This window comes from Thermosynechococcus sp. QS41, assembly GCF_031583515.1.
Taxonomy (GTDB): domain Bacteria; phylum Cyanobacteriota; class Cyanobacteriia; order Thermosynechococcales; family Thermosynechococcaceae; genus Thermosynechococcus.
Genome location: NZ_CP134181.1, coordinates 2,567,896 through 2,581,385 on the forward strand (window position 1 = coordinate 2,567,896; position 13,490 = coordinate 2,581,385).

Annotated in this window: 16 protein-coding genes; 10 read left to right on the top strand and 6 right to left on the bottom strand. The window is 52.9% G+C overall.

All coding sequences use genetic code 11. The annotated features are described in order from the left end of the window. Positions 1-12: 12 nt before the first annotated feature. From psb29 to ruvC, 4 genes are read left to right on the top strand one after another with little or no spacing between them, the layout of a single operon-like run. The gene (psb29, locus tag RHJ80_RS12620; RefSeq protein ID WP_310801142.1) at positions 13-681 is read left to right on the top strand and encodes a photosystem II biogenesis protein Psp29; all 669 of its coding nucleotides are present in this window, start codon (positions 13-15) and stop codon (positions 679-681) included. Continuing rightward, positions 668-1,414, top strand: a complete 747-nt coding sequence (locus RHJ80_RS12625; RefSeq protein WP_310801143.1) for an HAD family hydrolase — start codon at positions 668-670, stop codon at positions 1,412-1,414. Before psb29 ends, RHJ80_RS12625 begins: the two co-directional genes overlap by 14 nt. 11 nt (positions 1,415-1,425) lie before the next feature. Further along, a complete protein-coding gene (locus tag RHJ80_RS12630) occupies positions 1,426-2,613 on the top strand; it encodes an NAD(P)/FAD-dependent oxidoreductase (RefSeq protein ID WP_310801144.1) in 1,188 nt (395 codons plus the stop codon). A gap of 5 nt (positions 2,614-2,618) precedes the next feature. Further along, positions 2,619-3,098, top strand: a complete 480-nt coding sequence (gene ruvC / locus RHJ80_RS12635; RefSeq protein WP_206200461.1) for a crossover junction endodeoxyribonuclease RuvC — start codon at positions 2,619-2,621, stop codon at positions 3,096-3,098. Here ruvC and RHJ80_RS12640 read toward each other — a convergent pair. Then, a complete protein-coding gene (locus RHJ80_RS12640; protein WP_310801145.1) occupies positions 3,048-3,317 on the bottom strand; it encodes a hypothetical protein in 270 nt (89 codons plus the stop codon). The two genes, ruvC and RHJ80_RS12640, sit on opposite strands and share 51 nt — an antisense overlap. 112 nt (positions 3,318-3,429) lie before the next feature. Here RHJ80_RS12640 and RHJ80_RS12645 point away from each other — a divergent pair, with 112 nt between their 5' ends. Together RHJ80_RS12645 and RHJ80_RS12650 are read left to right on the top strand one after the other, a co-directional pair. After that, positions 3,430-5,475 (top strand): flavin-dependent dehydrogenase, encoded by a 2,046-nt coding sequence (locus RHJ80_RS12645; protein ID WP_310801146.1) that lies wholly within the window; start codon positions 3,430-3,432, stop codon positions 5,473-5,475. 28 nt (positions 5,476-5,503) lie between these two features. Next, on the top strand, positions 5,504-5,929 hold the full coding sequence (locus RHJ80_RS12650; RefSeq protein ID WP_255451674.1) for a hypothetical protein: 426 nt from the start codon (positions 5,504-5,506) through the stop codon (positions 5,927-5,929). Positions 5,930-5,943: 14 nt separating this feature from the next. Here the strand turns inward: RHJ80_RS12650 and RHJ80_RS12655 are convergent, their stop codons facing one another. Then, complete coding sequence (locus tag RHJ80_RS12655; RefSeq protein WP_310743872.1) at positions 5,944-6,453, bottom strand: hypothetical protein; 510 nt, start codon at positions 6,451-6,453, stop codon at positions 5,944-5,946. A gap of 281 nt (positions 6,454-6,734) precedes the next feature. Here RHJ80_RS12655 and RHJ80_RS12660 point away from each other — a divergent pair, with 281 nt between their 5' ends. Beyond that, entirely contained in the window at positions 6,735-7,193 is a 459-nt protein-coding gene (locus RHJ80_RS12660) for a PepSY domain-containing protein (protein WP_310743873.1), read from the top strand. Positions 7,194-7,350: 157 nt separating this feature from the next. Here the strand turns inward: RHJ80_RS12660 and RHJ80_RS12665 are convergent, their stop codons facing one another. Beyond that, the gene (locus RHJ80_RS12665) at positions 7,351-7,839 is read right to left on the bottom strand and encodes a HEAT repeat domain-containing protein (protein ID WP_310801147.1); all 489 of its coding nucleotides are present in this window, start codon (positions 7,837-7,839) and stop codon (positions 7,351-7,353) included. A 247-nt stretch (positions 7,840-8,086) separates the two neighbouring features. Between RHJ80_RS12665 and RHJ80_RS12670 the strand changes: the two genes are divergently transcribed. After that, the gene (locus RHJ80_RS12670; RefSeq protein WP_310801148.1) at positions 8,087-8,707 is read left to right on the top strand and encodes a MarC family protein; all 621 of its coding nucleotides are present in this window, start codon (positions 8,087-8,089) and stop codon (positions 8,705-8,707) included. Between the two features lies 1 nt (position 8,708). Here the strand turns inward: RHJ80_RS12670 and RHJ80_RS12675 are convergent, their stop codons facing one another. After that, positions 8,709-9,986: an ATP-binding protein gene (locus RHJ80_RS12675; protein ID WP_310801149.1), complete on the bottom strand. Its 1,278-nt coding sequence runs from the start codon at positions 9,984-9,986 to the stop codon at positions 8,709-8,711. Beyond that, a complete protein-coding gene (locus RHJ80_RS12680) occupies positions 9,949-10,629 on the bottom strand; it encodes a response regulator transcription factor (RefSeq protein ID WP_310743876.1) in 681 nt (226 codons plus the stop codon). Before RHJ80_RS12680 ends, RHJ80_RS12675 begins: the two co-directional genes overlap by 38 nt. Positions 10,630-10,697: 68 nt before the next feature. On the opposite strand from RHJ80_RS12680, the gene RHJ80_RS12685 reads away from it, so the two are divergent. Then, positions 10,698-11,120: a gamma-glutamylcyclotransferase family protein gene (locus RHJ80_RS12685; RefSeq protein ID WP_310743877.1), complete on the top strand. Its 423-nt coding sequence runs from the start codon at positions 10,698-10,700 to the stop codon at positions 11,118-11,120. On the opposite strand, the gene aspS is transcribed toward RHJ80_RS12685, so the two are convergent. Further along, a complete protein-coding gene (aspS, locus tag RHJ80_RS12690) occupies positions 11,117-12,922 on the bottom strand; it encodes an aspartate--tRNA ligase (protein ID WP_310743878.1) in 1,806 nt (601 codons plus the stop codon). The genes RHJ80_RS12685 and aspS overlap by 4 nt on opposite strands. Positions 12,923-13,182: 260 nt before the next feature. Between aspS and RHJ80_RS12695 the strand changes: the two genes are divergently transcribed. Further along, complete coding sequence (locus RHJ80_RS12695; RefSeq protein ID WP_206200467.1) at positions 13,183-13,419, top strand: hypothetical protein; 237 nt, start codon at positions 13,183-13,185, stop codon at positions 13,417-13,419. Positions 13,420-13,490: the final 71 nt, after the last annotated feature.

Consider the following 13,490-nt stretch of genomic DNA (forward strand, 5'->3'; position numbering starts at 1 on the left):
TCGGCAGAGCTTGTGCAAAATCCTCGAACTGTCTCTGATACCAAACGCGCCTTTTATGCGGCTCACACGCGACCGATTCACTCAATCTACCGTCGCTTTATTGAAGAACTGCTGGTCGAAATCCACCTGCTGCGCGTCAATGTAGATTTTCGCTACTCTCCCCTATTTGCCCTTGGGGTCGTGACCGCCTTTGACCAGTTTATGGAGGGGTATCAGCCTGAGGGCGATCGCGCCAGTATTTTTCATGCCCTCTGCGGGGCTGAGGAAATGAACCCGCAACAGCTTAAGGAGGATGCCGCCAGTTGGCAACAGTACCAAGGCCGCCCCTTGAGTCAAATCCTCGATGAACTCAACAGTGGTCAACCCAGTGCCCCCCTCAACAGCCTCAACCACGAGGGCAAATATAGCCGCCTCCATGCGGTGGGACTGTATGCCTTCCTTGAGGAGCTGGTGGGGGATCTGACAACGAATCTCAACGAGACACTGGATCAACTGGCTCCCGTCATTAAGCTGCCGATCGAGAAAGTCAAGCGCGATCTCGAACTCTACCGCAGCAACCTCGACAAAATCAATCAGGCTCGCAGTCTGATGAAAGAACTTGTGGAGCAAGAACGCAAGCGCCGTGCTCAGGAGACCTCTCCCCCACCCGCTGTAGATGCTAGTTCCGATGCACCGGCCTGATCTGCCCCAACTCATTACCCTCGATGCGGTCGGCACCCTCTTTGGCCTACGGGAATCCGTGGGTACCGTTTATGGTCGCTTTGCTGCTGAAGTCGGGGTTCAGGTTGATTCAGCCGCATTAGATGTGGCCTTCTTTAAGGCCTTTAGGGCTACCCCGCCCTGCGCTTTCCCTGATCTTGAGGCTTCACAACGGGCAGAGGCAGAATTGCGGTGGTGGCAAGGGGTTGCGGCAGAGACATTTCGCCGCGCGGGCGTCTTGGATCAATTTGCTGATTTTGATACGTTTTTTGCTCCAGTCTTTGCCTACTATGCCACGGCTGAACCTTGGTCTCTGTATGAGGATGTCTTGCCTGCGTTGAAGGAGTGGCAAGCTCAGGGCATTCCTCTGATGGTGGTGTCGAATTTTGATAGCCGTCTCTATGGGGTGCTAGAGGCCTTGGGGTTAGCCCCTTTTTTCAAGGAGGTGTGGATTTCCAGTGAGGTGGGGGCGGCGAAACCGAATCGGCTGATCTTTGAGCGGGCGGTGACCCCCTATGCGACCTCTCAGGTTTGGCACATTGGTGACAGTTGGGAGGATGATGTCCTCGGTGCCCAAGGTGCTGGTCTGCAAGCGATTTGGCTGCGGCGCGATCGCCCGCTCTTGCCGGATCCAAGTATCAAGGAGACCCGAGCAGTGCCACAAATTGCTGACCTCTCAGAGGCGCAAGTTATACTGAGTGGGAAAGCGTCATAACGGAATCAGCGGTGACAAGCCAAATTTGTATTCTAGGGGGTGGGTTTGGCGGCCTTTATACCGCCCTCCGCCTTGCCCAATTTCCTTGGTCTGCGCCTCCAGAGATCACCCTTGTGGATCAGAGCGATCGCTTTGTCTTTACTCCCCTCCTTTACGAATTAATTACAGGGGAGCTACAGGCGTGGGAAATTGCCCCGCCCTTTGTTGAGTTGCTCAAGGAGACCCCGGTCGTCTTTCATCAGGGAACCGTGAGCGCTGTGGATCTCAAGGAAAAAACGGTGCACTTGACTGAGGGCACCCCGCTCACCTACGACAAACTGGTTCTCGCCTTGGGGGGGGAAACCCCTAAAAACAGCATTCCCGGTGTTGCAGAGTATGCCTTGACCTTCCGAATTCTCAGTGATGCCTACCGTCTCGAAGAAGCGTTGCAACGGCGGGAGCGCTCCGATCGCGATCGCATCCGCGTGGTGGTGGTCGGTGCTGGTCCCAGTGGCGTGGAATTGGCCTGTAAGTTGGCAGAGCGCTTAGGTAGCCGCGGGCGCATTCGTTTGGTGGATCGCAACACCGAGATTCTCAAGTCTTCTCCAGAATTTAATCGCAAGGCAGCTCTGCGTGCCCTTGAAGAGCGGGGGGTTTGGATTGATTTGGAAACAACCCCGGTTGCTGTCACTGCGGATCAGATTTCCCTGCAATACAAAGACCGCGTGGATGAGTTGCCCGTTGATATTGTCTTGTGGACGGTGGGTACAGCGGTTTCGCCGGTGATTGCTGCCCTTGATTTGCCCAAAACCTCCACGGGGCGCCTGCAGGTGATGCCCACATTGCAAGTCGTTGATCATCCAGAGATTTTTGGCCTTGGGGATGCCGCGGATGCGGTAGATGAACAGGGACAACCGATTCCCCATACGGCACAGGCGGCTTTTCAACAGGCGGATTATGCGGCTTGGAATCTTTGGGCCAGTCTGAGCGATCGCCCGCTACTGCCCTGTCGTTATTCCCATCTCGGTGAGATGCTCACCCTCGGAACTGATCGCGCCGCCTTGGCAGGGCTAGGACTGACCCTCGATGGCCCTCTGGCCTACTTGGCACGGCGACTGGCCTACCTCTACCGCATGCCCACCCTTGAACATCAACTGAAGGTGGGGCTGAACTGGATGGCGAAACCAATTTTGGATCTGTTGACCGGCACCGTGAACTAGAACGTGTGCGCATCCTTGGCCTAGACCCCGGCCTTGCTACCCTTGGCTATGGCTGTATTGAGGTGCAGAACAACACCTGCCAAGTGTGTGATTTTGGTGTGATTACCACTCCTGCGGATATGCCCGCGGGCGATCGCCTCCAGAGTCTCTACAGCGATCTGCACACGTTAATTCCTGCCCTCCAACCAGATTTAGTGGCTTTGGAGCGCCTCTTTTTCTACAAAATGAGCCATACGATTGTGGTTGCTCAAGCGCGGGGCGTGATTCTTTTAGTCCTGAGTCAACTGCACTGTCCCCTAATGGAATTCACCCCTCCCCAAGTGAAGCAAGCCCTCACCGGCTATGGCAATGCCGCGAAAATAGACGTTCAACAGGCGGTGCAACGGGAACTCAATCTCAGCACGCTGCCCAAGCCCGATGACGCTGCCGATGCCCTAGCGATCGCCCTCACGGCCAGTCGTCACTGCCCCTGCCTCGACACTTGACCAAGCCATTGCCACTGCTTCACTGAGCCATTGGCGCGTTTTTTGATCCAAAAGATCATCGTCTGCGAGTACCCATTCCTGCACCTGCGCTAGACTGTGGCCTTCGGCACGGCAAATCGTAATCACGCCGGCGATCGCTGCCGCCACCACCTCTTCACTGACAGGCTGCTGGCTGAGGGCTGCTATTTCTTCGAGACTCCTTGGAATGGGATAATGCATAGGGCAACAGGGTAATTCTGAGAAACCGTAAACTCTCTTAAACTGTTTAGTACAGTGAAGTTTACGCCAAATCGTGCCGTTGTCAAGCTCCTTAGCGGACTTTTGAAACAAAATGCAAGAACTGTTATACCTTGAGGTGCCCACTCCCGATACCGCAGCGGTGATTCACTGGCTGCACCACACCTTTGAGCCGCGCATTGGCACCATTGCGCCAAAACCGACCGGGGGTTGCTGGCAGGTTCCTGAGGCGCCCACGGAACTGGCCATTTTCCTGTGGAGCTTGCAGCGAACCACATACCTCAAGGTGATGCGCTGGGGAAAGCGGCCTTTCCCTCAGGAGCGTGCCTGTCTCCAACACCTTCAACAGCATTTGCGTTTGGCCTTTCCACTGCAATCTGAGGCGCTTCCCCCTTGGCCGGCTGGCAAGACAATTTTTGAAGCTTTGGCCGATCGCTATCCGCTGACCGTAAAATACTTCCAACGCATGCCCCAAGGTGAGGCGGATTTAGAGCGGGTTTATTGGTGGGAGCAACGCTGGCGCCAAGGGGTACAACAGCCCACGCCCCCGGTTCCTGTTTTGCACACTGCAACGACACCCTGTGATCCCCCTCGCTATGACCTAGTTTATGTGGGGGGTGCCTTGGGGGTGATCCACGCAGCAGTGATGGCGCGGTTGGGCTATCGGGTTCTGGTGATCGAGCGGTTGCCCTTTGGCCGCATGAATCGGGAGTGGAATATCTCCCGCATGGAATTTCAGAGTCTGATTGATTTGGGCTTGTTTACGACTGCGGAGTTTGAGAGCCTGATTGCCCGCGAGTACCGCGATGGCTTTAACAAGTTCTTTGATGCCACTAGTCCTCCCCATTGTCGGGCACCCGTACTGCACACCCCGACGGTTCTCAATATTGCCCTTGACTCGGCCAAATTCCTGCATCTGTGCGGTGAGAAACTGCGCCAAGCGGGGGGTGAGATTTGGGATTGGACGGAATTTGAGACAGCGATGATTCATCCCAATGGTGTGGTTCTGCAAACCCAGCACCGCCAAACCCAAGAACAGCGACAGGCGATCGCCCGTGTCCTCATTGATGCGATGGGCACCGCCTCCCCCATTGCCCGTCAACTGAACGGCGGTCGTGCCTATGATAGCGTCTGTCCGACGGTGGGGGCGATCGTCAAGGGCATTGTCCCAGAGGTTTGGGATGGCAACTATGGCGATGTTCTCTTTAGCCACGGCGATATTTCGCGGGGACGGCAACTCATTTGGGAACTGTTTCCGGGAGCGGGGGAAGAGCGCACCATTTATCTCTTTCACTACCACCACATCCAGCCAGAGTTTCCCGGCTCTTTGCTGGAACTGTACGAGGACTTTTTTACCATCCTGCCGGAGTACCGCCGCTGCGATCTCGATCAACTCACTTGGGTCAAACCCACCTTTGGTTACATCCCCGGCTACTTTAGCCACCACCGGGGCGATCGCGCGGTGGCCTTTGATCGCGTCTTGGCCATTGGCGATGCCGCCTCACTCCAGTCTCCCTTGGTGTTTACTGGTTTTGGCTCCCTGGTGCGCAACCTGCCCCGCTTGACGGATCTACTGGACACCGCCCTGCGTCATGACCTTGTGCAAAAGCAATTCCTCAACCAAATTCGCGCTTATCAGAGCAATACAGCGGTGACATGGCTCTTTTCACGGGGAATGATGGTGCCCAGCGATCGCCCCCTGCCCCCAGAGCGCGTCAATGCCACGTTGAACACCTTTTTTGGCATCCTCGCCCAGGAATCCCCCGAATTGGCCGATCGCTTTATCAAAGACCGCGCTGGCTGGCTGCCCTTTAACCGTATGGCACTGCGAGCTGCTTGGCAAAACCCCGGCCTCCTTTGGTGGATCTACGAAATGGTGGAGGTTGGGGATCTGCTGCGCTGGCTGCAAAGCTACCTCAGTTTTAGCTTGGATGCCCTGTACCATGCCCTCTTTGGCTTTTGGCTGCCCCCCTTGGTGCGCCGTTGTCAACCGTGGCTAGAACCCATGGCACCACAACTTTGGTTTTGGCTCTTGGTGCAAAGCTATGCCCTGAGCTACTCTGTGGGGCAACCCCGCCTTGAGCGTCCTTTGGCACCGCTGCCAACCCCTAGAGTTGATCAAGCGGTTTCCCCTCGTTAACCTTGGGAACAAAGGTGTTGCGGAGAGAATGACGGTGAATGCAGCAGAGCAGGCAGTGACCGTGCAGATGGCCAGCAAATTGGGGGCGATCGTCCACCTCTTTAAGCAGTGCAATGCGGATCTGCGGGCAGACCTGCACCCTTGGGCCGATGACCCCCATACCCGCAACCTAGTGGATCCCGATTCAATTGACATTGGTTTTCACCTACCGGGCTGGAGTCGCCGCTGGCAAGCCCGCAGTTTGCTTCTGCAAATTCGCCTCTATTGCGATCCAGACTCTCCCCAGCGCCGTGCCATTGGTCTAGACATCGTGGGGTTTAGCTATATGAGTGAGCAGTGGCGGTTCAGTAGTATTGGTCAGGGGGTTTTTAGTGGCAACAATTTGCCTAGCGAAGATCTACAAAACCAACTGCGCGCCATTAGCCATGAGATTATTGCCCTATTGAACACTTGATTTTGGCCATTGGATCAATCGTCAAAGACCTCCTCAAACACCTCGTGAACATACTTTCCAGCCGTACGCACAACACCCACTCCCACGATTACCGACAACACGAGGGCTAGCCCCACCAACCACTTCTCCCTGAGGAACTGCCAACCCTCCTTTAGGGAAAAGCGATGTCTTGGCGTCAGTGGCTCTAAAATTTCTAGGGCAACTGGATGCTGTAAATACTCTTGGATGCGTTCTAGCTCACCAATGTATAGACGGCGATGTTGGCGATCGAAGAGCAATCCATGCCGGGGCGCCCGTTCCCCTGCCGTCAGTTGATAGGACAACAGGCGGGGTTGTATCTCTGGATGTTGGCAAAATAATTGCCATCCTTGCAGATTTGCTGTGCCCACTGTCTGGCCATCGGTGTAGCAGGGATACCCCAGTTGTGGCTCCCAATACAGACCCAGCCAACGGGATTGTGCAGGCAGCGCTAAAGCACGTTCAAACTGTGCTGGTACTGGAATAGGCAGAACTTCTAAAGTCATCGGTCTATTCCTCTTCCTTGGGATAGCTTTACTATAGGAACGAACTGTCAAGAACTTGATAAGAAATGCAGACTACAGCCCTTTTCTGAAGTATGCGGTCAGCGGCTACCCTAGACTAGTTTCCCCAGTGTTGAGCACGTGTCATTGTTGCCAACAAGACTCTATTAGGCATTAGGTAGGTTCAAAATTGCCTTTTGATCTTGACGACTTCTTGACAATTCCTCCCTACTGTGGGAATTGTTCCGCCTCAGGAACAGTGAACTGAACTTGGAGACTCTACGATGAAAGACTCAATAAAAGTTTTAATGACACTAGGAGTGCTCTCAGCGATCGCCATTGGTGGCAGTGCAATGGCACTGAAAACGCAGCGTCATATTAGCTATGCTCTGGTGGCACAAACAGATCAAAAGGGTGGGTATGACGAGAGCGATCGCTATGAAGCGAAAAATACGGCTGAAGAAATGCAAGAGGAAGCCCAATACCGTAGCCTTGCTAAAATTAGCCCCCAACAAGCTCAACAAATTGCAGAAGCGGCTCAAGGCCAAAAGGCAATACGGGTTGCCCTAGGGGCAGAAAACGGTAGCTTGGTTTATGAAGTGCGCTTTCCCAATGCTGAGGTCAAAGTGGATGCCGGTAATGGGCGTATCCTCAGAACGGAACTAGCGGGTCAAGAGGAAAATGACCTTCATGAAGCTCCCTTGGGTGGCAGTATCCAAGTCCCCAATTCTGATCGTCCATAGCAATAATGGCAACCATCCTTAAGGTTCTCTGAATTTTACTCAAATTACCAAGCTGTCTAGGGTAGATTAACAGGCATAAATATCTACCCTAATTTTTTGCCTAAAGATGGGTTTGTGGTGAAAAGAGTATAGCAACTTCAAGGGGAACGCCAATCCATTAGGAACATGTTTCACGGGTGACTTGAGTTAGAGTGGCCGCTGCTTCTTCACGAATGACTCGCGCAGGATGATCCAATAACATTTGCAAGGCTGTGGTTTTCTCAGGAGAGTCAGGTAGCTTTCTTAAGGATCGAACGATTTCCATAGCTTGCCAAACGTCAATGGAGTAGGTTGAAGCACATTCGGCAAGGGGAATGGTCGTTTTGGGATTACTGCGATTGCCAAGGGTAATAATTGAACCGATGCGGGCTTCGGAGTTGGGATGCTTTAGGGCATTGATCAGTCGATCTTCGTAGGAGGGATGCTCCTGTTCCCACTGGTGAATGTTGACACCGCATACAGGACAGATTGAGTCGTCCGCGGCAATCTCCGCAAAACATGCTGGACAAAAATAGGCGTGATCCATCTTTTTATCCCCCAAGGGATACTCCCAATATACGCCCAATCCCAAAAGTGAGACCAGTTGAATGTGTCGTCGGCTGATCATGTGTCACACCAAGCCTGTTAGACTCAAACATAAGATAGTTACATCTTCCGAAGCATTGAAACCCTTCTTTGGCTCCACGGGTGAGTCTGTCATTCACTTTTGTTCGTACCACTGACTACAGTCCTGATATTAGCAATATGGAATACGTAAAGGGGATGTAATCCTCTCTCATAGGGGCTTCCGCAGTTTTGAGCTTGTTCCATATGTGAAAAGGGTTGTATTTCGCTTTAATTTAGCAGTACCAATCATGGTTAACACCCTCTTTTCTTTTATGTTCGGCATATTGACAGCCCTCTTTCCGATTGCGAATCCAATTGGGGCAATTCCTATTTTCTATAGTTTGACTGCTAGAAACACTACGAAATATCGCCTGCGACAAGCACGAAAAATTACCTTTAATGTTTTTGCTGTCTTAGCAATTTTTTTCTTGGTGGGCAAGTTTATTCTCAGCTTTTTTGGAATTTCCCTAGCAGTAGTGCGAATTGCTGGTGGGTTGATTGTGGCACATACAGCTTGGCAGATGGTTGCTCCTCAACCGCGTCTGACCAATCAAGAGCAACTGGAGGCAGTGGACAAAGAAGATATTTCCTTTACACCTATGGCAATGCCCATCATTAGTGGGCCGGGCGCGATTGGTATTGTGATTGGTTTTTCAACCCGCTGCCATCAATGGCCAGAGTATCTTGGTTGTGTTCTGGGAATTACTCTGTTTAGCTTTATCACCTACTTTTGCTTAATTCTAGGGGAGCCTTTGATTAAGGGCTTGGGCACAACAGGCATAGGGGCACTCAATCGGATTTTGGGCTTTTTGATTTTAGCGATCGCGGTGCAGCTCATTGCAGATGGCGTGATCACCTTTATCAAATAAGTTAATGACTGAGGGGGAGCCTGACAGTAAATGAGGTGCCCTGACCCACTTGACTCTTGACATCAATGCTGCCACCGTGGCTCTGGACAACTGCTTGGACAATGGATAGGCCTAACCCTGCTCCTCCATCCACATAGTGACGGGAGGGATCTGCTCGCCAAAAGCGCTCAAAAATTTTACTAAGGTGCTCAGACGCTATACCAATGCCCGTATCAGCGATAGTCACGTGAATATGGTGCATGAGACGCTTGGCAGTCACACTGACTTTGCCCCCTTCAGGAGTGTAGCGCAGCGCATTTTGTAAAAGATTGGTGAAAGCCTGTATGAGAGCCGCCTCATCCCCCCGCAGCAGCAGTTGGGGATCGGTACTAAACTCTAAGCTAATTTGCTGCTGCTGTGCCTGTAGTTTATACAGTTGAATTAATTGCGCTAAGGTCTCTGCGAGGTTGATCGTCCGCATGGCCATCGGTCGTTGACGATCAGTTCTTGCCAGAATCAATAAGTCATCAATGAGGCGGGTCATTTGATCCGTAGCGCTGGCGATCGCCCCTAGGACTTCCCGATCCTCTGGTCGCATTCCTTCATCGTACTTAAGGGCAACTTCAGCATTACTGGAAATGGCCATCAAGGGACTGCGGAGTTCATGGGAGGCATCAGCCGTAAACTGTCGCAACCGCTCAAAACTGGCTTCAATAGGCTGCATGGCTTGGCGATTGAGCCACAGACTACCCATAGCACTGAGGAGGAGTCCTATCATGACCCCTGCCATGAGACCAGTATCCAACTGCCAAACGGTCTCATTAAATTCATCCAATTCTTGACTAATGCGGATGTAGCCAATGATTTCGTTGGTTGCTTGGTGCAAAATTGGCAGTGTGACTAACTGCAAAGGGGGATCATGGGTGTGAATAGCTACTGAAACCTTTGGATTGAGCGGTATGTAGGGAAGTTCTTCGCCCTGTTGCTTGAGAAGTCGGCCGTGGGCATCAAACCACTCTAAGGTTGCTGCTTGCTTCTTTAGCTCATGGGGCAAACCGTGCTCCTCAATCTTGAGCTGACCATTCTCAATATCAGCATTAGCAGCCGCACCTTGGGCAATGGCAATGAGACGATTGGTGAGTTGCTCCCTGAGATTGTGAACAAAGACCACGCGCACAGCGATCGCAAACCCGCCAAGGACGACTGCAAACACGAGGAGATTAAAGAACAGTAAGCGGCGGCGAATATGGGTAAACATTGGGCTAGACGTGGGGGGGCACAAAACGATAGCCAACGCCATAAACCGTTTCAATCAATTCTTGGGGGCAACCTGCTGCCTTCAGCTTATGCCGCAGATTGGTGATGTGGGTTTTGACGGTGCCTTCACCAGCCTCTTGATCGAATGTCCAGAGTTTATCTAGGAGGGCTGTGCGACTAAAGACCTGCCCCGGATACCGCAGAAAATGCTCTAGGAGTAGATATTCCTTGGGGGTCAGAGAGAGCACCGTTTGATCGTACGTCACCACCTGACTCGCCGGATCCAGTTGCAGTGCCCCGTAACATAGCACAGGGGGTTTCAGTTCACGACTGCGGCGTTGCAGTGCCCGAATCCGTGCCGCCAGCTCTTCCAACTTGAAGGGTTTGACAAGGTAATCATCAGCACCTGCATCTAGGCCAATGACTTTATCAGTGGTCGTATCCTTGGCCGTCAACATCAAAATCAGTGCCTGACAACCTACCGCCCGCAACCGTTGACAAAGGGCGATGCCATCTAGGCGTGGTAGCATTAAGTCCAGCAAAATGAGGTCATAGGCAGTTGCTTGGGCATAGTCCCAGCCACTCAGGCCATCCTCAGCAATATCAACAGTGTGGTGTTGATGTCGTAAATCCTTCGCCAAAGGTGCTGCAATGCGGGGGTCATCTTCAACAATGAGAATTTTCATTGCTCTTGCCCTTACTAAATTGGCTAGGCTTAAATTGTATTGTGGCTAAAATCAACCCTCATTGACGAGTGACGACCCTGCGCCTTTTTGTCTATGGCACCCTTAAACCCGGCTATCAACCCCATGAAATCCTCTGTCGGCCTTGGCTGAGTGCCCATCAATCAGCGCTGGTGAGAGGTCGCCTTTATCACCTACCGATGGGGTATCCCGGTCTGACGGCTGAGGAAGGTTGGGTGCAGGGGGAGTTACTGATCTTTCATGATCCACCTCCCAGCGTATTGGCGCGGCTGGATGCCTTTGAAGGCTACCATCCGAACTTGGCTCCCGAAGTAAATGCCTACCATCGCCAACAGGTGCCAGTGTATGACTTGAATCATCAACCTTTGGGCACAGCATGGGCTTATATGATGAGCACTGAGCGGGTGCGGGATGTCAACGGCGAATGGCTGCTAGAGGGGGTGTGGAATCGGCCAACAGACCTACGTGCCTAGACTTGGGTTTTAGCAGTGGTTTTTGCGGGCTTGGCGGAAGCCACATGGAGTTCCTTGAGTTGCTGTGGCTCAACACTGCTGGGGGCACCGGTAAGAAGGCAACGCGCCTGTTGGGTTTTCGGGAAAGCAATGGTGTCGCGAATGGAGTCTTCGCCGGCAAGGAGCATGACTAAGCGATCTAGGCCATAGGCAATACCCCCGTGGGGAGGGGTACCAAATTCAAAGGCCTCGAGAAGGAAGCCAAATTTTTCTTGGGCAGCCGTCTCATCAAGGCCGATGGTTTCAAAAACTTGCCGCTGCAATTCCGGTTGATAAATACGCAGACTGCCGCCGCCCACTTCGTAGCCATTGAAGATCAGATCGTAGGCTTGGGCACGGGCAGTTTTGAGATCCTCAAGGTCGGCGGGATGGGGTGCCGTAAAGGGATGGTGCAAGGCCTCAAGGCGCTTTTCTTCGGCATTCCACTCAAACATGGGGAAATCCACCACCCACACCAGATGGGTTGCCGTCGGATCAATGAGGTCAAATTCACGGGCAATGGTCTGGCGCAGGCGATCAAGGGTTTTATTCACCGTTGCCGTATCCCCTGCCCCAAACAGGAGGAGATGCCCCGGCTCGGCACCCGTGCGCTCTAAGAGCGTGGCTTTCTGCTCTGGGGAGAGGTTATCCTTGATGGCACCAATGGTGTCAATCTCGCCGTTGTCGCGAACGCGGATATAAGCCAGCCCCTTGGCGCCGGCAGTGGTGGCCTCTTGGAAGAGATCGCCGCCGGGTTTAATGCGCACGTTGGAGATGCGGTCGTTACCATTGGGAATCGGCAAAATTTTCACCACGCCCCCTTGGGCGATCGCGCCACTAAAAACTTTGAAACCAGAGTCTTTCAGAATATCGGAGACATCCACCAGTTCAAGGCCATAGCGGGTATCGGGCTTATCGGTGCCATAGCGATCCATGGCCTCTTGGTAACTCAGGCGGGGAAAGGGGCGCGGCAGATCAATGCCCTTCACGGTTTTGAAAATGTGGCAGATGAGTGCTTCGTTGAGATCAATAATTTCATCCTGATCCATGAAGCTCATTTCCATGTCCAGTTGCGTAAATTCTGGCTGGCGATCGGCCCTTAAGTCCTCATCGCGAAAGCAGCGGGCAATTTGGTAATAGCGATCGCACCCCGCCACCATCAACAACTGCTTGAACAATTGCGGCGATTGAGGGAGGGCAAACCATTCTCCCGGATTCACGCGACTGGGCACTAGATAATCGCGAGCCCCCTCCGGCGTCGAGCGGGTGAGAATAGGAGTTTCCACCTCAATAAAGCCCGCCTCATCCTCGAGGAAGCGCCGCATGGCTTGGACAACGCGATGGCGTAACTGCAAATTCCGTGCCATCCGTTCCCGCCGTAGATCAAGATAGCGGTAGCGCAGCCGCACCTCTTCCCGCACTGGCTCATTCTCGGTGCTGGAGATGGCAAAGGGCAGTTGCTGGCGCACCGTATTGAGGACATCAATGTGATCGGCGTAGATCTCGATGTCGCCCGTGGCCAATTTTGGGTTCACCGAATCCGCAGGGCGCTTGCTGACACGGCCAACAATTTTCACCACATACTCACTGCGCAGGCGATCGGCTTGAGCATAGGAGTCGGGAGTGCGCTGGGGATCACTGACAATTTGGACAATGCCGGAGCGATCGCGCAAATCAATAAAGATCACGCCGCCATGATCACGCCGCCGATCCACCCAACCGTAGAGGGTGACGGTTGTTCCGACATCCGTTAGCCGAACATCGCCACAGTAGTGTGTGCGCATAGACCCCAATGATTTGTGAGTATGTTGGTAAAGCCTTACTATTTTAGCGGTTCACCGCCCTACCGTTAGCGGAGCATCCCCAAAGAATCACAGGTTTGCAGGAGGGCTGCACTTTAGAAATCGCAACAGAAGTTTGCAGGACTTCATGTGGATTCCCTAACTTTAGTTGCAGCTTCAGCAGATTGCGCCCCAATTTCCGAGGGGCAACGTATGGTAGTAGATAGGTAAAATCTAAAGAAAACCTTAAAAGGAGGGCAAGTATGACCCCCTCTCTCCTCCGGCAGTTCTGGCACTTTGTTGAGCAAGTACAGGTGGGACGATTGTTGAGTATGGATGATCACGCCCTACAGGGGTGGCTGGTGACGCAGTTTAGTGACGTTTATCCTTTAGAGCATAACCAGCGCTATCATCTGGAACGCTACATTTCCTCGCGTCTCTCGTTAATCCGCGATGTGGCAAGGGAGCAGGTGCTGCAAGCTAGGGTCGACTGCCCCTAGGGAACCGTGAACTGAGTTCAGCCTTCAAAAGGTGAGAGGATAGTCCTAGTTCGTGTTGCCGTGCAGAATAT

What these genes read in the sequence shown, in the direction of transcription:
- RHJ80_RS12660 (WP_310743873.1), top strand. Translation starts at nt 6,735, where the DNA reads ATGAAAGACTCAATAAAAGTTTTAATGACACTAGGAGTGCTCTCAGCG.
- RHJ80_RS12645 (WP_310801146.1), top strand. Translation starts at nt 3,430, where the DNA reads ATGCAAGAACTGTTATACCTTGAGGTGCCCACTCCCGATACCGCAGCG.
- RHJ80_RS12650 (WP_255451674.1), top strand. Translation starts at nt 5,504, where the DNA reads ATGACGGTGAATGCAGCAGAGCAGGCAGTGACCGTGCAGATGGCCAGC.
- RHJ80_RS12655 (WP_310743872.1), bottom strand. Translation starts at nt 6,453, where the DNA reads ATGACTTTAGAAGTTCTGCCTATTCCAGTACCAGCACAGTTTGAACGT.
- RHJ80_RS12665 (WP_310801147.1), bottom strand. Translation starts at nt 7,839, where the DNA reads ATGATCAGCCGACGACACATTCAACTGGTCTCACTTTTGGGATTGGGC.
- aspS (WP_310743878.1), bottom strand. Translation starts at nt 12,922, where the DNA reads ATGCGCACACACTACTGTGGCGATGTTCGGCTAACGGATGTCGGAACA.
- RHJ80_RS12625 (WP_310801143.1), top strand. Translation starts at nt 668, where the DNA reads ATGCACCGGCCTGATCTGCCCCAACTCATTACCCTCGATGCGGTCGGC.
- RHJ80_RS12670 (WP_310801148.1), top strand. Translation starts at nt 8,087, where the DNA reads ATGGTTAACACCCTCTTTTCTTTTATGTTCGGCATATTGACAGCCCTC.
- RHJ80_RS12695 (WP_206200467.1), top strand. Translation starts at nt 13,183, where the DNA reads ATGACCCCCTCTCTCCTCCGGCAGTTCTGGCACTTTGTTGAGCAAGTA.
- RHJ80_RS12680 (WP_310743876.1), bottom strand. Translation starts at nt 10,629, where the DNA reads ATGAAAATTCTCATTGTTGAAGATGACCCCCGCATTGCAGCACCTTTG.
- RHJ80_RS12640 (WP_310801145.1), bottom strand. Translation starts at nt 3,317, where the DNA reads ATGCATTATCCCATTCCAAGGAGTCTCGAAGAAATAGCAGCCCTCAGC.
- RHJ80_RS12675 (WP_310801149.1), bottom strand. Translation starts at nt 9,986, where the DNA reads ATGGCGTTGGCTATCGTTTTGTGCCCCCCCACGTCTAGCCCAATGTTT.